The following is a 19,737-nucleotide window of genomic DNA, read 5'->3' as shown; positions in this document are numbered from 1 at the left end:
CCCCGGACGGTGACAGCCGTCGGGGGCCCGATGACGGAGCCGATCGCTTCTAGCGGGATCGCTTGGCGCGGTCCTTCTCGGTGCCGCCGGTCTCGTCCTGGATGTCGACTCGCTCCTTGCGCACGGTGCCGCTCACCGTGCGCTCGTCGGTGACGGTCTCCTTGTCCAGGCGGACCTTCTCCACGGGGCGGACCGTCTTCTCGACCACTGGCTCCTCACGGTGCAGGGTCACCTCGGCCTGGCCCTCGCTGAAGGCGTCCCGGTCCGGGGTGCCGCCCGTCACGGGCTCGCGCACGACCCTGACCTCCTCGCGCTTGACCGGCACGGTGATCTGCTGCTCCTCGGTCACCACGTGCTTGACCAGCCGAACCCGGCCCGCCTCCACGTCGCGGACCCCGGCGTGCAGCTCCTCCTCGTGGCGGACCATCGCCGCGCCGTCGTGCTCTCCCGCCCGACCCCGCGCTCCCGCCTGGCCCGCTGCCTGCTCCCGCATGCCCGTCTTGCCGTCCCCGCGCATGCCCGCCTGGTCCCGCATGCCCGCCTGCCGCCCGTCGGCGCGGCGGTCCACCGCCCCGGCGTCGGCGCGCTGGTCCGCGGCCATCCCGGTCTGCCGGCCGTCCCGTCCGGACTTCCCGTTCGGCAGCCGGTCGTGGTCGCCGGTGCTGGCCTGCGGGATCATCCCGTAGTAGCGGTAGAGCTCGTCCTGCTGCTCCTCGGACATGTGTCCGTCGTGGACGCTGATGCTCGGGGAGTCCTTCACCTGCTTCTTCTCCAGCGGCACCATGACCTGGCCGTCGCCGAGGGACGCGTCCTGGATCGGCACGAAGGTGTCCCGCATGCCGAAGAGCCCGGTGTGGACCTCGGCCCAGAGCGGGGCGCCGGTCTGGTCGTCGAGCCACACCTGGCGGACCGCGCCGATCTTCTCCCCCCGGGAGTCGACCACGTCGGATTCCAGCAGCTGGCTGACCTGAGCCCGATCGATCATCGCTCACTCCTCTTCTCGGCTGTACTCCGAGTGGCGTACCCGGGCCCCCGAACGGTCATCCGCTGATTCACTCGTGCCAGTGACAGCCGTGACCGGGTAGGTTGACCGGCGAACACTCAGGGGGTAACGATGTCGGATGTCGTGCTGATCGCCACGACCGTCGCAAGCGGATTGATCGCCGGGCTCTACTTCGCGTTCTCCATCTCGGTGATGCTCGCGCTGGGCGAAGTGGACGACCGCGCGTTCGTCGACACCATGCAGCGGATCAACCGGCGCATCCAGAACGCGGTGTTCGGCGTCGTGTTCGCCGCCGCGCCGATCGGATCGATCGCCATCGCCGTCATGGAGCTGCTCGGCGACGACCCGCGCTGGCCGGTGCTCGCCGGCGCGGTGCTGACCGTCGCCGCGACCCTGATCACGATCACGGTCAACGTCCCGCTGAACAACGCCCTGGAGGCCGCCGGGCCGGTCGCCGACGGCGCCGACCTCGCCGCGGTCCGCGCCGCGTTCGAGCCGCGCTGGGTGCGGTTCAACCACGTGCGCGGGATCGTCTCGACCGCGGGCGTCGCCTTCTTCTGCGCGGGCCTGTAGCGGTGCGCGCCGAAACCGTCGCCCGGCTCAGGGCAGCGGGCTGCGTCTTCGCCGAGGAGGAGGCCGACCTGCTGCTCGCCGCACCCGATCCGGCCGCGGCGACCGCCCGGCGGGTCGCGGGGGAGCCGCTGGAGCACGTGCTCGGCTGGGCCGAGTTCTGCGGGCTGCGGGTCGCCGTCGAGCCGGGGGTGTTCGTCCCGAGGAAGCGGACCGAGGACCTGGTCGACGCCGCGGTGGCCGCGGGCGGCCGGGTCGTGCTGGACCTGTGCTGCGGCTCCGGGGCGGTCGGCATGGCCATCGAGGCCCGCCTGGGCGCGGTCGAGCTGACCGCCGTCGACATCGACCCCACCGCGGTGCGCTGCGCCCGCCGCAACATCGGCGACCGGGTCCTGCTCGGCGACCTCTACGCTCCGCTGCCGAGCACGCTGCTGGGCCGGGTCGACCTGCTGGCCGTCAACGCCCCCTACGTCCCGACCGACGCCATCGCCCTGCTCCCGCCGGAGGCCCGCGACCACGAGCCGAGGACCGCCGTCGACGGCGGCCCCGACGGCCTCGACACCCACCGCCGCGTCGCCGCCGACGCCGCGCGCTGGCTGGCCCCTGGCGGCACCCTGCTCATCGAGACCCACGAGAGCCAGGCCCCCGCCGCTGCCGCGATCTTCGCCGCCGCGGGCCTCACCCCCGGCGCCACCCACGGCCCCGCCGCCACCATCGTCACCGGCACCCGCTGAACCCGGTTGCGCCACACCGGCGGCCGGGGGTTCGATGACCGGGTGCAGGACCCGCTGGCCACGACGCCGGAACCGCCCTACTACGCCGTCATCTTCACCTCGCTGCTGAGACCGGACGCCCCCGGCTACGCCGAGGCCTCCGACCGGATGTCCGAGCTGGTCCAGGCCACTCCCGGCTACCTGGGCTCCGACCACGCGCGGGAGGAGGTGGGCATCACGGTCGCGTACTTCACCGACGAAACGGCGATCGCGGCCTGGCGCGAGCACCCCGAGCACACCGTGACCAGGGCGCGGGGGCGGGCCGAGTGGTACAGCGCCTACACGGTGCGGGTGGCGCGGGTGGAGCGGGCCTACGGCCACCGGCATTCCGAAGTGGACTGACCGGCGGTGATCCCGGTCACCCCGATGGCGTCCGGGTGGTGGGAGGGCGGGACGCGGGCAGGCATACTTCCACTGCCGGGCACGCCGAGAGGGGATCAATGAGCGAGTGGGTGGAGGCGGCGCGCGCCGCCGCGCGCGAGCTGGCCGGGGACGCCGTCGAGCGCGAGGCCAAGGGCGGGGAGCCGACCGCCGAGGTCGCCCTGCTGCGCGCGCACGGTCTGCTCGCCCTGCCGGTGCGCGGCCAGTGGCCGCTGGTGCACCGGGTGCTCGGCGAGGTCGCCGCCGCCGACGCCTCCGTCGGGCACCTGCTCGGCTACCACTACCTGCACCTCTGGCGGCTCGGCCAGTTCGACGGCTTCGGCCGCGCCGAGGAGCTGGCCGCCGCCACCGCCGAGCGCGGCTGGTTCTGGGCAGGCGTGGCCAACCCCCGCGACGACGCCCTCACACTGTCCTCTGTGGATGGCGGATACCTGGTCACCGGGCGCAAGATGTTCGCCACCGGGGCCAGCGTCGCCGATCGGCTGATCGTCGCCGGGGCGCACGGGAACCGCAAACTCAATTTCGTCTGCCCGGCCGACGCTCCCGGGCTGCGGCCCCTCGGCGACTGGGACAACCTCGGCCAGCGCCGCTCGGCCAGCGGCGGCGTCGAGTTCGCCGAGGTGTTCGTGCCGGAAGCCGACGTCCTCGGCGTCCACCCCGCCGCCGACGACCCCGCCTACCCGCGGGCCACCCTGCCCGCCATCGCCTTCCAGCTGGTCCTCAGCCGGGTCCTCACCGCCACCGCCCGCGGGGCCCTGCACACCGCCGCCGGGTACACCCGCCAGTTCACCAGGGCCTGGCCCGCCTCCGGCGTCGAGCGCGCCGTCGACGACCCGCACACCCTCGCCGCCTACGGCACCCTGCTGGCCCGCACCGAGGCCGCCGACCTGCTGGTCGACCGCGCCGCGGCGGCCTTCGCCGACGCCGACGCCCAGGGCGCGGCGCTCACCCCCGAGCAGCGCGGCGCGACGGGCCTGGCCATCGCCGCGGCCAAGGCGCTCTCCTCCGAGGTCGCCGTCGAGGTGACCGCCCGCGTCTTCGAGCTGACCGGCGCGCGGGCGACGTCCAACCGCTACGGCCTGGACCGGTTCTGGCGCAACGCCCGCACGCTCACCCTGCACGACCCGGCCGTCTACAAGGCCGCCGAGGTCGGCAGGCACCTGCTCACCGGCGAGCTGCCCGAGCCCTCCGGCTACAGCTGATGGAGCCGACCCTCGCCCGCAGCGTCCGCGCCGACGCCGACGGCGTGCACATCCTCGACCGCCGCCGCTTCCCGTTCGAGCGGGTGTGGGTGCGGTGCGCGACGGCCGCCGAGGTCGCGAAGGCCATCGCCGACATGGTCACCCAGTCGTCGGGGCCGTACTTCGCCGCGCTCCAGGCCATGGTGCTCTCCGCGCGGGCGGCGGCCGAACTGCCCGACCCGCACGCCGCCCTGTCCGCCGACGCCGCCCTGCTCATCGCCGCCCGCCCGACCAACGACCACTTGGCCAAGGCCGTCGCCTTCGTCCTCGACGCCACCGCGGGCCTGCGCGGCGACGACCTGGTCGCCGCCGCCGAGCGCGGGGCCGAGGCGGGGGACACCGCCTACCGGCTGCGCAGCCGCGCCCTCGGCGAGCACACCGCCGCCCTGCTCGCCGACGGCCAGCGCGTCCTCACCCACTGCTGGGCCGACCTGTACCTGACCGAGACCGTCGCCGCCGCCCGGCGCGCGGGCAAGACCCTCGCGTTCGTCTGCACCGAAACCCGGCCCTACCTCCAGGGTGCCCGGCTGACCGCGGAGACGCTGGCCGAGATGGGCGTCGACACCACGCTCATCACCGACGGCATGGGCGCCTCGGTGCTGGCGGGCCGCCAGGTCGACGTCCTGCTGACCGCCGCCGACCGCGTCGCGATGGACGGGTCGGTGGTCAACAAGGTCGGCACTCTCGGCCTGGCCGTCTCCGCGCACGCCTTCGGCGTCCCCTACCTCGCCCAGGTGCAGACCCCCGACCGGGGCGCGGCCACCGGCGCCGACATCCCCATCGAGCACCGCGACGGCGACGACGTGCTGCACACCCTGGGCGCCCGCACCGCGAGCACCCGGGTGCGCGGGCACTACCCGGCCTTCGACGTGACCCCGCCCCGCTTCGTCACCACCGTGGTGACCGACCGGGGCCCCTTCGCGCCCGAGGCGTTGACCCGCTACTGGGAAGGACGAGAGTGACTGACGGCGGCACCTACAAGGTCGATTGGGTCGTGCTCGACATCGAGGGCACGCTGATGCCCACGAGCGGCGTCCACGTCGTGCTCTACGACTACGCCCGGCCCCGCCTGGGCCCGTGGATCGACGCGCACCCCGCCGACCCGGTCGTCGCGGGCGCGGTGGCCGACATCCGCGCCGACGCCGGGCTGCCGGAGACGGCCACCACCGCCGAGATCGTCGCGGTCCTGCACGGCTGGATGGACGCCGACCGCAAGGCCACCCCGCTCAAGGCGCTGCAAGGTCTCATCTGGCAGCGCGGCTACGCCGACGGCGACCTGGTCTCGGAGTACTTCCCCGACGTGGTGCCCAGGCTGCGCGAGTGGCATGCCGCCGACGTGCCCATGGCGATCTTCTCCTCGGGCTCGGTCGCCGGGCAGATCGCCTCGTTCTCCAGCACGACGGACGGCGACCTCACCGGCCTCTTCCGCCACCACTTCGACACCGTCAACGCCGGGCCCAAGCGCGAGGCGCGCTCCTACGCCGCGATCGCCGAAGGCCTCGGCGGGCCCGCCCCCGACCGCGTGCTGTTCCTCTCCGACGTCCCCGCCGAGCTGGACGCCGCCGCCGAGGCCGGGTGGCGCACCGTCGGCCTGGCCCGGCCCGGCGAGCCGTACGCGGGCGCCGACTTCGGCGGCCACCGCGCCGTCGAGTCCCTGGCCGACATCGAGGTGACCCGTGCTTGACGCCCTGGCCGCCGGCGCCGCGCTGGCCGCCGAGAGCGCCCGCTACACCGGACTCGGCTGGATGCGCGGCACGTCGGGGAACCTGTCGGTCACCCTGGGACGCGACCCGCTGCGGCTGGCCGTCACCGCCTCCGGCCTGGACAAGGGCGAGCTGGCCGACACCGACTTCGTCGTGGTCGACGCCGAGGGCGCGGCAGCGGGGGAGCAGCCCGGCGGCGCTGGGCTGCGGCCCTCGGCCGAGGCGGGGCTGCACGCGCGCATCGCCGCCGTCGCGGGCGCGGGCGCCGTCGTGCACCTGCACATGATGGCCCCGGTCGTGGCCGCCGAGCTGTGGCCCGACGGCATCGTCCTGCGCGACCTGGAGATGCTCAAGGGCTTCGGCCGCGCCGCCGAGGACGACGAGGTGCTGGTCCCGGTCGTGCCCAACAGCCAGGACATGCGCGTGCTCGGCGACGCCTTCGAGGCCGTGCACGACCCGAGGACCCCGGCGCTGGTGGTCGCCCGCCACGGCGTGTACGTGTGGGCTGATGACCTGATGACCGCCCGCCACCGGGCCGAGTGCCTGGAGTGGCTGCTCCGCTTCGCCATGGAGGTGGCCCGATGACCCTGCTGACCGTGTGGCCGGACACCGATCCGGCCACCGAACTGGTCACGACCGACGACCCCGACGAGATCACCGAGATCCTGGCGGGCCTGGGCGTGCGCTTCGCCCGCTGGCGCGTGGTCCCGCTGCCCGCCCACCCCGCCTCCGACGAGGTGCTGACCGCCTATCGGTCCGAAGTGGATGGTGTCATCGCCGCCGAGGGCTACACCTTCGTCGACGCCGTCGCCATGACCCCCGAGGACAGCCCCGAGTGGCGGGAGGAGGCGGCGCGGGCCCGCGCCAAGTTCCTCTCCGAGCACACCCACGACGACGACGAGGACCGCTTCTTCGCTCGCGGCTCCGGCATCTTCTACCTGCACGTCGACGGCAAGGTCCACGCCGTGCTGTGCGAGGCGGGCGACCTGCTCAGCGTCCCGGCCAAGACCACCCACTGGTTCGACATGGGCACCAACCCCGACTACGTGTCGATCCGCTTCTTCCACGACGACGACGGCTGGGTCGCCGACTTCCTCGCCGACTCCGTCGCCCACCGCTTCCCCACCTTCGACCAGATCACCGCGGGTCGGTAGGCGGGCTCAGCCAGTCCGGGTGCAGGGCGCCCACCAGCGCCTCCTGCGCCCAGCTGAACCAGACCAGGTCCGCGGCGTCACCGCCGCGGCCGGTGCGCTCGGCGGTGAGGAAGCGGACCAGCCCCAGCGCCCCGATCCAGCCCTCGGCCTCCTCGCGGGAGAGCACGTGCTGGGTCTGCGCCGAGCAGCGGAAGACCAGCGCCCGCGCGGCCCTGCTGTCGCCGAGCGCGGCGCTGTGCCGCTGCCGGAACCCGTCGGCGGCGGCCCGGTCGGGGTAGACGTCGGGGTACATCCGCCGGATGACGTCCTCGGCGGTCGTCCTGCGCCGCAGGAGCCCGCCCGGCGCGGCGTCCACCTCGCCGGTCTCCAGGAACCGGGCCAGCCGCTCCACCCGGTGCGCCAGGGTCGCCGCGACGTTGGCCGACATGCGCACGACGACGCCGTCGGCCGCGGGCGCGGCGTCGAAGTAGTCCTCGGAGATGTCGGCGGTCACGGCAGCACCATCGCCCGCACGCCGTAGCGCAGCAGCCGCAGCGCCACCGCCTCGGCCGCGTCGGGGTCCAGGGCGTTGGCGACCTCGGCGTGCCCGGTCAGGTGCACGTGCTGGGTCCACTCCCACGCCTGCGCGCCGCTCGCGCCGCAGACCGCCATCAGGGCGTGCGCCACGACGGGCATGGTGTTCACGTCGTCGTTGATGATGAGGACCCGCACACCACGAGTATGCCGTGGCGGGGCCGCCTGTCAGCCCGCGCTGATCTTCAGCATGGCGCTGATCTGCCCGGTCCGCGACTGCACCACCCGGTCGGCGAACTTCTTCACCTCGGGGTTCGCGCCGTCGGTCATCTGGGCGCGGGCCATCTCCACCGCGTTGTGCTGGTGCCCGGTCAGCAGCGTCAGGTAGCTGTGCTCGAACTCGGCGTCGGGCAGCGCCGCCAGCGCCGCGATCGACTCGGGCGTGGTGAGCGGCATGCCACCGTGGTGGGCGTGGTCAGCGGGGTCGGCCGACACCTCGTCGGTGTGGCCCCAGCTCGTGAGCCAGGCGCGCATCTGGTCGACCTCGGAGCGCTGCGTGGAGCCGATGGCCGCCGACAGCTCGGCCACCTGCGGGCGCACCCGCGGCGGCTCGGCCAGCGCGGCCATCTCGACGCCCTGCTCGTGGTTGGCGATCGCCATCTGCAGGTACATGACGTCGGCGAGGTTGAAGTCGTTCACCGACGGGTCGGCCGCGCCGTCGGCCGGGGCGTCGGCCGGGGCGGGGACCGACGCCGCGGGTGGCAGCCCGTGCTGGTGGCCCGCGGCCGGGGACTTCGGGGCGAACTCGGCCGGAAGCGGTCCCGCGCACGCCGTCAGAGCCAGGACCAGGGGAAACAGGAGGAATCGCCGCATGGGGTAGTCACTCCAGTGACGGAAAGGGTGCGGGGCCCGCCGCGCCGCGGACCCCGCACCCGGCTGGTCAGATCCGGGTCCAGAGGGCCGGGGTCGTGCTCGGCTCCCAGCCCGCGAGCGCCGTGTGCGCCTGGACGCAGCGGTACGACGCGCCGTTGTAGGTCACGGTCGACCCGGTGGCGTAGGCCGTGCCCGCCGACCAGGTGCCCGAGGCGGGCGGGGTGGTGGTGGGCGGGTTGGTCGTCGGCGGGGTGGTGGTGGGCGGGTTCGTGGTCGGCGGGTTGGTGCCGCCGCCACCGATCTGCAGGTCGACGCAGTTGTAGAACGCCATCGGGGTGTCGGCGATGTTCCAGATGGCCAGGACCTTCTGGCGCCCGCTGTAGCCGCCCAGGTTGACCTGGTGGGTCACCGTCGAGCCGGGCTGCTGGTTGTTGCCGTTGAACGAGGCGATCCGGGTGCCGCCGATGTAGTACTCCCAGTTCGACGTGGAGTGCCGGGCGGTCTTGATCCAGTTGAAGGTCACCGAGGACCCGACCGAGGTGGCGCGCCACCCCTTGGAGTCGTCGTTGAGCGGGCCCCAGCGCGAGTCACCGGCGTGGCAGTTGCGCTGCCCCTTCGGTCCCTCGACGCTCTGCGGCTCCCACTGGATCGCGCCGCAGTTGGACACCGTGCCCGATGCGCACTGGGCCTGCCTGCTGGGCGGGTTGGAGATGTATCCGTGCGCCGCCGCGGGAGAGGCGGGCAGGAGAACCATGATCAGCGGGCTCAGGCCGACGCCCGCGGCGATGGTGGCGATCTTTCGCTTGTGCTTCATCGTCTGCTCCTCCACGGGAGGACTGCGTTTCCGCCGGCGGGCAGCCGGCGCAGGGGTGTGGAAACGGGCAAGCAGTGGGACGCCTGCCTTCCCGAAGTCAAGCTTTGGTCTAGACCATAACCAGCCTGTGGATCACCCGTCAAGACCAGGGATGATGCCCGGCTGATCCGTTCCTACCAGCGCCCTGCGGCCGAGTGGGCATACCGGCCCGCCATACCTTCTCTCCGCCCAGTCCGCCACACGAGCCCGGCCAAACCGGCGCGTTGTCGGGCGGCCCGGATACCCTCCGGTACCTTGGACACCTGTTCGACCAGCGAGCCATTCCCGGGGAGCGAGAAGAAGTGACAGCCGAGACCCTGTACGGCGCCGACGACCTCACGCACCTCGAAGGGCTGGAGGCGGTCCGCAAGCGGCCCGGCATGTACATCGGCTCCACCGACAGCCGCGGCGTGCAGCACCTGTTCACCGAGATCGTGGACAACTCCACCGACGAGGGCGTGGCCGGGTACGCCGCCAAGGTCGTGGTCACCCTGCACGCCGACGGCAGCGTCCAGGTCGACGACGACGGCCGCGGCATCCCGACCGGCGTGCACGCCAAGTCCGGCCTCTCCGGCGTCGAGCTGGTCCTGACCAGGCTGCACGCGGGCGGCAAGTTCGGCGGCTCCGGCTACAAGACCTCCGGCGGCCTGCACGGCGTCGGCGCCTCGGCGGTCAACGCCCTGTCCCTGCGCTTCGACGTCACCGTCAAGCGCGACGGCAAGGTCCACGAGATGTCCTTCGCCCACGGCGTGCCCGGGGTCTTCGACGGGCCGGGGCCGAAGGCGAAGTTCACCCACGAGTCCGGCCTGCGCGTCGTCGGCAAGATGAAGCGCGGTGAGTCCACCGGCACCTCGATCCGCTACTGGTACGACACCCGCTACTTCGAGAACGGCGCCGTCCTCGACGCCGACCACGTCCGCGCCAAGCTGCGCAACACCGCGTTCCTCGTACCCGGCGTGACGTACGTGCTACGCGATGCGACCGAGGGCGCGATCGCCGAGGAGACCTTCGTCTTCCCCGGCGGCCTGACCGACATGGTCTCCTTCCTCGCCCCGTCCAGCGAGCGCGAGGTCTGCGGCCCCCTGGTGATCACCGGCGAGGGCGTCTACCACGAGAACGCCGCCGACGAGAACGGCGTCATGCGCTCCAAAGTGGAGCGCCGCGCCGAGGTCGAGGTGGCGCTGCGCTGGGGCACCGGCTACGAGCGCACGGTGGAGTGCTTCACCAACACCATCCGCAACATGCACGGCGGCACGCACCGCAAGGGTTTCGAGCGCGGCGCGGTCAAGGCGCTGCAGGACGCCATCTCCAAGACCCGCGGGCTGCTCAAGCCCAAGGAGGACATGCCGACCCTGGAGGACGTGCTGGAAGGCATGACCGCGGTCGTGCACGTGCGCATCCCCGAGCCGCAGTTCACCTCCCAGACCAAGGACGAACTGTCCACCGCGGGCATCACCAAGGTCATCCAGGCCGTGGTGGACAAGCACATCCGCGCCTGGAGCGAGGACCGCAAGACCAAGGCCGAGGCCAAGGTCGTCCTGCAGAAGATCGTGGACGCGGGCCGCGTGCGCATCGCCCAGAAGCAGCAGAAGGACGCCGCCCGGCGCAAGACCGCGCTGGAGGGCGCGGCCATGCCCGCCAAGCTGGTCGACTGCCGCACCACGGGCGTGGCCCGCAGCGAGCTGTTCATCGTGGAAGGCGACAGCGCGCTCGGCTCGGCCCGCATGGCGCGCGTCTCGGAGTACCAGGCGCTGCTGCCCATCCGGGGCAAGATCCTCAACGTGCAGAAGGCCAGCATCGCCGACACCCTGCGCAACACCGAGATCGCTTCCATCGTGCAGGTCCTCGGCGCGGGCACCGGCCGCACCTTCGACCTGCCCGCCATGCGCTACGGCCGCGTCATCATCATGGCCGACGCCGACGTCGACGGCTCCCACATCCGCACCCTGCTGATCACCCTCTTCGCCAAGTACATGCGCCCGGTGATCGAGGACGGCAGGCTCTACGCCGCCATGCCCCCGCTGCACAAGGTGCAGACCCGCGGCCGCAACGCACAGACGATCTTCACCTTCACCCAGCGCGAGATGGAGCAGAAGGTCGCCGCGCTGACCAAGGCGGGCAAGCAGGTCGTCACCCCCGTCCCCCGGTTCAAGGGCCTGGGCGAGATGGACGCCGACGAACTGTGGGACACCACGATGAACCCGGCCTCGCGCTCGGTCCGCCGCATCACCCTGCACGACGCCGACGCCGCCGAGGCGGCCCTGGAACTCCTCATGGGTGAGAAGGTCGAACCCCGCCGCAACTGGCTGGTCGAGTCCGCCGCCCGCGTCGACCAAGACGCCATCGACATCTGATCCCCCCTGGTCCGGAACAGGAAGAGCCCCTCATGGCACGCCGCAAGGCCGTCTCCACCAAGGTCGACCCCGCCGCCTTCGACCAGGCGGGCGCGAAGGTCTTCGAGAACCCGGTGAAGACCGAGATCGAGGACTCCTACCTGGAGTACGCCTACTCGGTCATCCACTCCCGAGCCCTCCCCGACGCCCGCGACGGCCTCAAGCCCGTCCACCGGCGGATTCTGTTCTCGATGAACGAGCAGGGCTACCGGCCCACCCACGCCTATGTGAAGTCCTCGCGCGTGGTGGGCGACTGCTTCGTCCGGGGTGCGCTGGTCTCCACTCCCGGCGGGCTGCGCCCGATCGAGGACATCGAGATCGGCGACCAGGTACTCGACGGAGCGAGCCGCCCGGTGCCGGTGACCGCCGTCTACGAGAACCCGGTGTCAGAACTTGTCCGGGTGACCTGGTCCAACGGGCACACCATGCTGGTCACCCCCGGCCAGCGCTTCCGCACCGTCGCTGGTGACTCGACCCGGTGGGTGGCCGCGCACGACCTGGTGGGCGAACGCACGGTCGCCTACGGCGAAGCCCGTGAGATCCCCGCGTCCACCGCTGACGCCTACCCCTACGTGCTGGGCCTGCTCGCCGCGGCCGGCGTCGAGGCGGACGGCCGTGTTCGGCTCACCCTGGACGACACCGAGCCGATCGACGCCGCGCACGGCTGGGCGATCGCGGCCGGACTCGTGGTGAGCCGCGACAAGCGCGAACGCGGAAACCGGGACGAGCACATCCTGGACTTCCCGCCCCACGATGGCCTGCTCGCGGCTGCTTCTCCGCGCGACGGGGGGACCGTGCCCCCGCAGGTCCTCGCCGACCGCGCCCAGTGGTTGCCGTTCCTCGCGGGCCTGCTCGACGGCGGCGGGGAACTGGTGCCTGCCCGCGCGGGAGACGTGTTCGCTCGCCAGGTCTTCTCCCTGCTCGCCGACTTGGGCGTCCACACCGCACACCGGACGCCGGGTGCGCTCGCCGTCGCCGGGGGCCAGGACCTCTTCCGCGCGCTGGCGCGGTTCACCACGGTCCCGAGCGCGACATTCGCCCCCTCCGCGGACGCCCACGTCCCCGACGGGCTGCCCGGCGGCATGTCCCTCGTCGAGGTCGTCTCCGTGGAGCCGGTCGAGTCGGACACCACCTTCGACATCCAGGTGGGCACCGACGAGCACGCCTTCGTCGTCGAGGGTTTCGTCGTCCACAACTGCATGGGCAAGTACCACCCGCACGGCGACGTCGCGATCTACGACGCCATGGTGCGTATGGCGCAGGACTTCTCCCTCAACGCGCCCCTGGTCGACGGGCACGGAAACTTCGGTTCCCCAGACGACGGACCGGCGGCGAGCCGCTACACCGAGGCCCGGATGTCACCCGAGGCCATGCTGCTCGTCGGCGAACTGGACGAGGACACCGTCGACTTCCGGGCCAACTACGACGGCTCGCTGCAGGAGCCGTCGGTGTTGCCTGCCGCGTTCCCGAACCTGCTGGTCAACGGCTCCTCCGGCATCGCAGTCGGCATGGCGACCAACATGATCCCGCACAACCTCGGCGAGGTCGTCGCGGCGGCGCGGTGGTTGGTTAACCATCCCGAGGCCGACCTCGACAAGCTGATGGAGTTCGTGCCCGGCCCCGATCTGCCCACCGGCGGGATGCTGCTGGGGCTCGACGAGGTGCGCAAGGCCTACGAGACCGGGCGCGGCATCGTGCGGATGCGGGCGCGCACGGAGATCGGGCCGCTGGAGGGGAGTCGGGGCAGGCAGGCGATCACGGTCACCGAGCTGCCCTACCAGGTCGGCGCCGAGAAGATCATCGAGAAGATCACCGACGAGGTCACCAAGACCAAGCGGCTCTCCGGCATCGCCGACGTCAAGGACCTCACCGACCGGGAGAACGGGACGCGGCTGGTCATCGAGTGCAAGGTGGGGGTCAACCCGCAGGCGCTGCTGGCCGACCTCTACCGGCTCACGCCGATGGAGCAGTCCTTCGGCATCAACAACCTGGTCCTGGTCGAGGGCCAGCCGCGCACGCTCGGCCTCAAGGCGCTGCTGGAGGTCTACCTCAAGCACCGCTACGAGGTCGTCACCCGGCGCACGAAGCACCGGCGCACGAAGCGCGAGGACCGGCTGCACCTGGTCGAGGGCCTGCTCAAGGCGCTGCTCGACATCGACAAGGTCATCGCCCTGATCCGCTCTAGCGACAACGCCCAGGCCGCCAAGGACGGCCTGATGCGGCGGTTCACGCTCTCGGACATCCAGGCCACCTACATCCTCGACACCCCTCTGCGCAGGCTCACCAAGTTCGACCGCATCGAGCTGGAAGCCGAGCAGGACAAGCTCCGCAAGGAGATCGCCGAGCTGAGCGAGATCCTCGACGACGACAAGATCCTGCGGAAGGTCGTCTCCGCCGAGCTGGCCAAGGTCGCCAAGGACCTGACCGACGAGCGCCGCACCTCGCTGATCGATGGCGACCTCAAGGAGGTCCTCGCCGCGAGCAAGCCCGCGGGCCCGCTGGAGGTCGCCGACGACCCGTGCCAGGTGCTGCTCTCGGCCACCGGTCTGGTCGCGCGCACGGCGGCGGAATCCGAGGAGTCGAGCGAGGCGCGCAGGCGCAACGGGCGCGCCAAGCACGACGCGGTCTCGGCGTCGGTGCACTCCACGGCGCGCGGCCAGGTGCTGCTGGTGACCTCGCGGGGCCGGGCGTTCAAGGTGGACGTGCTGCCCCTGCCGGTGCTGCCGGAGCAGAGCGGGACGGTGTCGCTGTCCGGCGGGATGTCGGCCGGTGAGCTGGTGCCGCTGGAGAAGGGCGAGCGGGTGGTGGGCATCGCCCCCCTCGGCGAGGCGGGCTCGGGCTCACCCGGGCTGGCGCTGGGCACCGCCCAGGGCGTGGTGAAGGTGTGCGCCCCGGATTGGCCGGTCCGCTCGGACGAGTTCGAGGTCATCGCGCTGCGCGACGGGGACGAGGTCGTCGGGGCGACGTGGCTCGGCGACGGCGAGGAGACCCTGGCGTTCGTCACCTCCGACGCCTCGCTGCTGCGCTACTCGGCGGGGCTGGTCCGGCCGCAGGGCCTCAAGGGCGGCGGCATGGCGGGGGTGAACCTGTCCGCTGGGGCGCACGCGGTGTTCTTCGGCGCGGTGCGCACCGACGATCCTGATCACGGGGAGCCGATGGTGGTCACCGTGACGGGGACGACGGTGAAGGTGACTCCCTTCGAGAAGTACCCCCCGAAGGGCCGTGCCACCGGCGGCGTCCGCGCCCACCGCTTCCTCAAGGGGGAGAACGCGGTCACGCTGGCCTGGATCGGCCCGCGCCCGGCGGGCATCAGCCGCTCTGGTTCCGCTGTTGAGCTTCCCGAGGCTGATCCGCGTCGGGATGGGAGTGGGTCGGCGCATCCGGGGCCGGATGTGATCGGGCACTTGGTCGAGCGGGATTGAGTCTTCGCCGGGTTCTCTGCTGGGGTGCCGTTGGCGTACCCGGGTTGGGGTTCCCGGAGTTGGCGGGCGGTCCGATGGGGTGGGTTCGCTTCGGCGGGGCCCCTACGAACAGGTGGCGGGGAAGCGTGTGTCGGGAGGGGGGCAGGTGCACGCCTCCTCCCCGGCATCCCTTCTCCCTCGCCCGCCCGTCTTCTTCTTGTAGCTAGTTCGCCTCTGCGGGGGTTGCTCGGTTCTGGGCGGCCTCGATGCCGTCCAAGAGGATCTCCAGTCCGGTGTGGAAGCTGCGGCGGGCCTGCCACTCCAGGTACGGGGTGCAGTCCTCGGGTTGGGGTTCGGGGTCGCTCTCCAGCCAGAGAAGGTTCTCGTAGCGGGTGGAGAAGTCGTGGGCGACGTCGTCCAGCAACGGCGAGCGGGAGAACCACCACTCGTCGTCGGACTGGCCGGTGGCCGCGGCGGCGGCTCGGGCGTCGGCGATGGTCTGGGCGGCGCCTCGGGTGTAGTTGGTGAGGGTGGTGACGGCGCCCCGGGCGGACTTCGGGGGCAGACCGGTGCGGCGGACCAGCTCGGAGAGGGTTTCCAGGGACTGGAACTCGTGGGGGCCCAGGACCGGGCGGGCCTGGGAGATGTGCAGGAGCCAGGGGTGGCGCAGGTGGAAGGCGACGGTGTCGTCGGCCCAGGTGGTGAGGGCCTCGCGCCATTGCATTTCTTGGGGATAATGCGTAGGCAAGCGCGCCAAGGCGCGGTCGTACATCAATTCCAGCAGTTCGCCCTTGCCGGGGACGTGGGTGTACAGCGCCATGGCGGTGACACCCAGGCGCTCGCCGACCGCGCGCATCGACAGGGCCGCCAGGCCCGCGGAGTCGGCCACCTCGATCCCGGCGTCCACCACGGCATCCACCGACAGGCCGGGCTTGGGCTCCGCGGGTGCCCGCCAGAGCAGGGGGATGGACCTGGCGGGATCTCCCTGGCCTGCGTAGACGACCACCTTGCGTCTCCTTATGCCGTAAAGTAGCTTGTCTCCGGCCATCACTTTACATCATAAACTCAGGTGGGGGACTAGCGTGACCACGAACGCCGACAGCCACGATGTGATCGAGGTCCGGGGGGCGAGGGAGAACAACCTGCGGGGAGTCGACGTCGACATCCCCAAGCGCAGGCTCACCGTCTTCACCGGGGTCTCCGGGTCCGGCAAGTCCTCGCTGGTGTTCGGCACGATCGCCGCGGAGTCGCAGCGGCTGATCAACGAGACCTACACCGCCTTCATCCAGTCGTTCATGCCCAACGTCGGCAGGCCGGACGTCGACTCGCTGCGCAACCTCAGCGCCGCGATCGTGGTCGACCAGGAGCGGATGGGGGCCAACGCGCGGTCCACCGTGGGCACCGCGACCGACGCGCACACGATGCTGCGGATCGTGTTCAGCAGGCTCGGGGAGCCCAACATCGGCACGTCGGGGGCCTTCAGCTTCAACCTGGCCGAGGGCATGTGCCCGAACTGCGAGGGCCTGGGCCGGGTGTCCGACGTCAACCTCGGCGAACTGCTCGACCGGGACAAGTCCCTCAACGAGGGCGCGATCACCGCGCCCAACTTCGGTGTCGGCACCTGGTACTGGCAGCAGTTCACCGCCTCCGGCTTCTTCGACCCGGACAAGAAGCTGCGCGACTACACCGAGCAGGAGTGGGCCGACTTCCTGCACAAGCCCTCCACAAAGGTGAAGGCGGGCAACAGCACCATCACCTACGAGGGCCTGGTGGTGAAGGTCCAGCGGCTGTACCTGCTCAAGGAGCGCGCCTCCATGCAGGCCCACATCCGCGAGTTCGTCGACCGGGTCGCGACCTTCGCCACCTGCGGCGAGTGCGGCGGCGCCCGGCTCAACGCCGCCGCGCTGTCCTCGCGCATCCACGGGCTCACCATCGCCGACTGCTCGGCCATGCAGATCAGCGACCTCGCCGACTTCGTCCGCAAGCTGGACGAGCCCTCGGTCGCGCCCGTGCTCAAGACCCTGTTGGAGACCCTGGACTCGCTGTGCGGGATCGGCTTGGGCTACCTGAGCCTGGACCGCGAGTCCGGCACGATCTCCGGCGGCGAGGCGCAGCGGGTCAAGATGGTGCGCCACCTGGGGTCCTCGCTCACCGACGTCACCTACGTCTTCGACGAGCCGACCGTGGGCCTGCACCCGCACGACATCCAGCGGATGAACGAGCTGCTGCTCCTGCTGCGGGAGAAGGGCAACACGGTGCTGGTGGTCGAGCACAAGCCCGAGGTGATCGCCATCGCCGACCACGTGGTCGACCTCGGACCCGGCGCGGGGACCGACGGCGGCCAGATCCGCTACACCGGCGACGTCGCCGGGCTGCGCGCCTCGGGCACGCTCACCGGCCGCCACCTCGACCACCGGGCCCGGCTGCGCGAGACCGTGCGCACGCCCGCCGGGCAGCTGCCGATCACGGGGGCGAGCCTGCACAACCTGCGCGATGTCAGCGTGGACGTCCCGCTGGGGGTGCTGACCGTGGTGACCGGGGTCGCGGGGTCGGGCAAGAGCTCGCTGATCCACGGCTCGCTGGCCGGGCGCGAGGGCGTCGTGGTGGTCGACCAGTCGGCGATCCGCGGCTCGCGGCGCAGCAACCCGGCCACCTACACCGGTCTGCTCGACCCGGTGCGCACCGCCTTCGCCAAGGCCAACGGGGTCAAGGCGGCGCTGTTCAGCGCGAACTCCGAGGGCGCGTGCCCGAACTGCAAGGGCATCGGGCTGGTCTACACCGACCTGGCGATGATGGCCGGTGTCGCGTCGGTGTGCGAGAAGTGCGACGGCAAGCGGTTCACCGCCGAGGTGCTGACGCACAAGCTGCGCGGCAAGGACATCAGCGAGGTGCTGGCGATGTCGGTCGCCGAGGCGCGGGAGTTCTTCCCGTCCGGCCCGGCCAGGGTGGTCCTCGACCGGCTGTCCGGCGTCGGGCTGTCCTACATCAGCCTCGGCCAGCCGCTGACGACGCTGTCCGGCGGCGAGCGCCAGCGGCTCAAGCTCGCCGTCCGGATGGCGGGCAAGGGCGCGGTCTACATCCTCGACGAGCCCACCACCGGCCTGCACCTGGCCGATGTCGACCAGCTGCTCGGCCTGCTCGACCGACTGGTGGACGACGGCAACACGGTGATCGTCATCGAGCACCACCAGGCCGTCATGGCGCACGCGGACTGGATCATCGACCTGGGCCCCGGCGCGGGGCACGACGGCGGCCGGGTGGTCTTCACCGGCCCGCCCGCCGACCTCGTCGCCGCCGGGGACACGCTGACGGCCCGACACCTGCGTGATTACGTGGGAATTTCGGCCCGGTGATCAGCCGGTAAGCGCCTGGGTCTATTGTGGCGCGGCGGGCACGGGCTCCGTCGAATTACCAACCTTACGCCCCGAGGGGGCGGGGTCCGTGCTCGCCCTTGACATTCTCACGAGCTGCTGGCTTCACAGTTAACAGAGTCCTACAGTGGCCTTCGGTAGCGCGCTGAGCTGCACCAACGGAGCAATCTCAATTCACAGTATCTCACCGTGATACGTGAAGAAGTCGCCCTTGCGCCTCGGGTGTGACCCCGACGATATTCGGAGGGAGCGACTGATTCGACCGCTCCGGTGAGGCGGATCTGGTTGAATCGGCGGGTTTTCCCGATCGTGGTCCGTCGCGATTCGTGCCCCTGCACCCGATCCGTTGGAGATCGCTGTGAAACGCAGCTTCGCCGTTACCGCCCTGCTCGCCGCGGCCGTCACCGTCGTCGCCTCCCCCGGTGGGGCGAGCGCCGAGGTCAACCCCGAGATGCTGGCCGCCATGCAGCGCGACCTCGGTCTGAGCAAGGACGCGGCGCTGACCCGGCTCGCCGCCGAGACCGACGCCGTGAAGTCCGAGCAGCGCCTGGAGTCCGCGCTGAGCACCACCTACGGCGGCGCGTGGTTCGACTCGACCCGCAACGTCCTGGTCGTCGGCGTGACCGACGCGGCAGGCGCCGCCGCCGTGCGCGCCGACGGCGCCGTCCCGCAGATCGTCAAGCACAGCGCGGGCACCCTCGACGCCTCGGTCGCCAAGCTCAACGCCACGTCGGCCCCGGCCGGTGTCACCGGCTGGTACGTCGACGTCAAGGGCAACACCGTCACCATCACCACCGCGAAGGGCACCGCGGGCGCCGCCGAGGCGTTCGCCGCCAAGGCGGGCGTCTCCGGCACCTCCCGCGTCGTGGAGACCACCGAGGCCCCGCGCCCGCTGTACGACGTGCGCGGCGGCGACGCGTACTACCCGGGCGGCAGCCGCTGCTCGATCGGCTTCTCGGTGCGCGGCGGCTTCGTCACCGCGGGCCACTGCGGCAGCGTGGGCACCTCCACCAGCGGCTTCAACCGCGTCGCGCAGGGCACCGTCCGCGGCTCGTCCTTCCCCGGTGACGACATGGGCTGGGTCCAGGTCAACTCGAACTGGACCCCGCGCAACCTCGTCAACCGCTACAACGGCGGCAGCGTGACCGTCGCCGGGTCCTCCGAGGCCGCGATCGGCGCGTCCGTCTGCCGCTCCGGCTCCACCACCGGCTGGCGCTGCGGCACCATCCAGGCCAAGAACCAGACCGTGCGCTACTCCCAGGGCGCGGTCTACGGCATGACCCGCACCAACGCCTGCGCCGAGCCCGGCGACTCCGGTGGCTCGTGGATCTCCGGCAACCAGGCGCAGGGCGTGACCTCCGGCGGCTCGGGCAACTGCTCCTCCGGCGGCACGACCTACTTCCAGCCCGTGAACGAGATCCTCAGCCGCTACGGCCTGAGCCTCGTCACCAGCTAGCGCGCGAGGGCGCTAACCACCGAGGGGCGTCGCCCGAGCCCGGCGACGCCCC

The 19,737-nt window shown here is 71.8% G+C and carries 18 protein-coding genes; 12 read left to right on the top strand and 6 right to left on the bottom strand.

Annotated features, from left to right (window positions below; genetic code table 11):
- Window positions 1–49: 49 nt before the first annotated feature.
- Window positions 50–985 (bottom strand): DUF2382 domain-containing protein, encoded by a 936-nt coding sequence (locus ACFPM7_RS20500; RefSeq protein WP_378249285.1) that lies wholly within the window; start codon window positions 983–985, stop codon window positions 50–52.
- A gap of 129 nt (window positions 986–1,114) precedes the next feature.
- Between ACFPM7_RS20500 and ACFPM7_RS20495 the strand changes: the two genes are divergently transcribed.
- From ACFPM7_RS20495 to ACFPM7_RS20460, 8 genes are all read left to right on the top strand, one after another.
- Complete coding sequence (locus ACFPM7_RS20495; RefSeq protein WP_378249284.1) at window positions 1,115–1,576, top strand: anthrone oxygenase family protein; 462 nt, start codon at window positions 1,115–1,117, stop codon at window positions 1,574–1,576.
- A 2-nt stretch (window positions 1,577–1,578) separates the two neighbouring features.
- Complete coding sequence (locus tag ACFPM7_RS20490; protein WP_378249283.1) at window positions 1,579–2,307, top strand: putative protein N(5)-glutamine methyltransferase; 729 nt, start codon at window positions 1,579–1,581, stop codon at window positions 2,305–2,307.
- 42 nt (window positions 2,308–2,349) lie between these two features.
- The gene (locus ACFPM7_RS20485; protein WP_378249282.1) at window positions 2,350–2,688 is read left to right on the top strand and encodes an antibiotic biosynthesis monooxygenase family protein; all 339 of its coding nucleotides are present in this window, start codon (window positions 2,350–2,352) and stop codon (window positions 2,686–2,688) included.
- Window positions 2,689–2,786: 98 nt separating this feature from the next.
- Window positions 2,787–3,929: an acyl-CoA dehydrogenase family protein gene (locus ACFPM7_RS20480; protein ID WP_378249281.1), complete on the top strand. Its 1,143-nt coding sequence runs from the start codon at window positions 2,787–2,789 to the stop codon at window positions 3,927–3,929.
- A complete protein-coding gene (locus tag ACFPM7_RS20475) occupies window positions 3,929–4,930 on the top strand; it encodes a s-methyl-5-thioribose-1-phosphate isomerase (protein ID WP_378249280.1) in 1,002 nt (333 codons plus the stop codon). Before ACFPM7_RS20480 ends, ACFPM7_RS20475 begins: the two co-directional genes overlap by 1 nt.
- On the top strand, window positions 4,927–5,652 hold the full coding sequence (gene mtnC / locus ACFPM7_RS20470; RefSeq protein WP_378249279.1) for an acireductone synthase: 726 nt from the start codon (window positions 4,927–4,929) through the stop codon (window positions 5,650–5,652). Before ACFPM7_RS20475 ends, mtnC begins: the two co-directional genes overlap by 4 nt.
- On the top strand, window positions 5,645–6,256 hold the full coding sequence (gene mtnB / locus ACFPM7_RS20465; protein ID WP_378249278.1) for a methylthioribulose 1-phosphate dehydratase: 612 nt from the start codon (window positions 5,645–5,647) through the stop codon (window positions 6,254–6,256). The genes mtnC and mtnB overlap by 8 nt, the downstream gene beginning before the upstream one ends.
- Complete coding sequence (locus ACFPM7_RS20460) at window positions 6,253–6,825, top strand: 1,2-dihydroxy-3-keto-5-methylthiopentene dioxygenase (protein ID WP_378249277.1); 573 nt, start codon at window positions 6,253–6,255, stop codon at window positions 6,823–6,825. The genes mtnB and ACFPM7_RS20460 overlap by 4 nt, the downstream gene beginning before the upstream one ends.
- Here the strand turns inward: ACFPM7_RS20460 and ACFPM7_RS20455 are convergent.
- From ACFPM7_RS20455 to ACFPM7_RS20440, 4 genes are all read right to left on the bottom strand, one after another.
- Window positions 6,809–7,318, bottom strand: a complete 510-nt coding sequence (locus tag ACFPM7_RS20455; protein ID WP_378249276.1) for a DUF2017 family protein — start codon at window positions 7,316–7,318, stop codon at window positions 6,809–6,811. The genes ACFPM7_RS20460 and ACFPM7_RS20455 overlap by 17 nt on opposite strands.
- Window positions 7,315–7,536, bottom strand: coding sequence for an ATP-dependent Clp protease adaptor ClpS (locus tag ACFPM7_RS20450; RefSeq protein ID WP_378249275.1), 222 nt, complete (start codon window positions 7,534–7,536; stop codon window positions 7,315–7,317). The genes ACFPM7_RS20455 and ACFPM7_RS20450 overlap by 4 nt, the downstream gene beginning before the upstream one ends.
- A 30-nt stretch (window positions 7,537–7,566) precedes the next feature.
- Entirely contained in the window at window positions 7,567–8,211 is a 645-nt protein-coding gene (locus ACFPM7_RS20445) for a DUF305 domain-containing protein (RefSeq protein WP_378249274.1), read from the bottom strand.
- 67 nt (window positions 8,212–8,278) lie between these two features.
- Window positions 8,279–9,025 (bottom strand): lytic polysaccharide monooxygenase, encoded by a 747-nt coding sequence (locus ACFPM7_RS20440; protein ID WP_378249273.1) that lies wholly within the window; start codon window positions 9,023–9,025, stop codon window positions 8,279–8,281.
- A gap of 341 nt (window positions 9,026–9,366) precedes the next feature.
- Here ACFPM7_RS20440 and ACFPM7_RS20435 point away from each other — a divergent pair, with 341 nt between their 5' ends.
- Both ACFPM7_RS20435 and ACFPM7_RS20430 read left to right on the top strand, forming a co-directional pair.
- Window positions 9,367–11,418, top strand: coding sequence for a DNA gyrase/topoisomerase IV subunit B (locus tag ACFPM7_RS20435; RefSeq protein WP_378249272.1), 2,052 nt, complete (start codon window positions 9,367–9,369; stop codon window positions 11,416–11,418).
- A 32-nt stretch (window positions 11,419–11,450) separates the two neighbouring features.
- Window positions 11,451–14,879, top strand: a complete 3,429-nt coding sequence (locus ACFPM7_RS20430) for a DNA topoisomerase (ATP-hydrolyzing) (RefSeq protein ID WP_378249271.1) — start codon at window positions 11,451–11,453, stop codon at window positions 14,877–14,879.
- A gap of 202 nt (window positions 14,880–15,081) precedes the next feature.
- On the opposite strand, the gene ACFPM7_RS20425 is transcribed toward ACFPM7_RS20430, so the two are convergent.
- Entirely contained in the window at window positions 15,082–15,864 is a 783-nt protein-coding gene (locus tag ACFPM7_RS20425; RefSeq protein ID WP_378249270.1) for a TetR/AcrR family transcriptional regulator, read from the bottom strand.
- 76 nt (window positions 15,865–15,940) lie between these two features.
- Between ACFPM7_RS20425 and ACFPM7_RS20420 the strand changes: the two genes are divergently transcribed.
- Both ACFPM7_RS20420 and ACFPM7_RS20415 read left to right on the top strand, forming a co-directional pair.
- On the top strand, window positions 15,941–18,211 hold the full coding sequence (locus tag ACFPM7_RS20420; RefSeq protein WP_378249269.1) for an ATP-binding cassette domain-containing protein: 2,271 nt from the start codon (window positions 15,941–15,943) through the stop codon (window positions 18,209–18,211).
- Window positions 18,212–18,587: 376 nt separating this feature from the next.
- Entirely contained in the window at window positions 18,588–19,685 is a 1,098-nt protein-coding gene (locus ACFPM7_RS20415; RefSeq protein ID WP_378249268.1) for a S1 family peptidase, read from the top strand.
- The last annotated feature ends 52 nt before the right edge of the window (window positions 19,686–19,737 follow it).

The sequence above is a fragment of the Actinokineospora guangxiensis genome (assembly GCF_042657845.1).
Lineage (GTDB): Bacteria > Actinomycetota > Actinomycetes > Mycobacteriales > Pseudonocardiaceae > Actinokineospora > Actinokineospora guangxiensis.
This window is presented reverse-complemented; position numbering and strand designations above follow the sequence as displayed.

What these genes read in the sequence shown, in the direction of transcription:
- ACFPM7_RS20495 (WP_378249284.1), top strand. Translation starts at nt 1,115, where the DNA reads ATGTCGGATGTCGTGCTGATCGCCACGACCGTCGCAAGCGGATTGATC.
- ACFPM7_RS20430 (WP_378249271.1), top strand. Translation starts at nt 11,451, where the DNA reads ATGGCACGCCGCAAGGCCGTCTCCACCAAGGTCGACCCCGCCGCCTTC.
- ACFPM7_RS20475 (WP_378249280.1), top strand. Translation starts at nt 3,929, where the DNA reads ATGGAGCCGACCCTCGCCCGCAGCGTCCGCGCCGACGCCGACGGCGTG.
- ACFPM7_RS20440 (WP_378249273.1), bottom strand. Translation starts at nt 9,025, where the DNA reads ATGAAGCACAAGCGAAAGATCGCCACCATCGCCGCGGGCGTCGGCCTG.
- ACFPM7_RS20480 (WP_378249281.1), top strand. Translation starts at nt 2,787, where the DNA reads ATGAGCGAGTGGGTGGAGGCGGCGCGCGCCGCCGCGCGCGAGCTGGCC.
- ACFPM7_RS20460 (WP_378249277.1), top strand. Translation starts at nt 6,253, where the DNA reads ATGACCCTGCTGACCGTGTGGCCGGACACCGATCCGGCCACCGAACTG.
- ACFPM7_RS20445 (WP_378249274.1), bottom strand. Translation starts at nt 8,211, where the DNA reads ATGCGGCGATTCCTCCTGTTTCCCCTGGTCCTGGCTCTGACGGCGTGC.
- ACFPM7_RS20500 (WP_378249285.1), bottom strand. Translation starts at nt 985, where the DNA reads ATGATCGATCGGGCTCAGGTCAGCCAGCTGCTGGAATCCGACGTGGTC.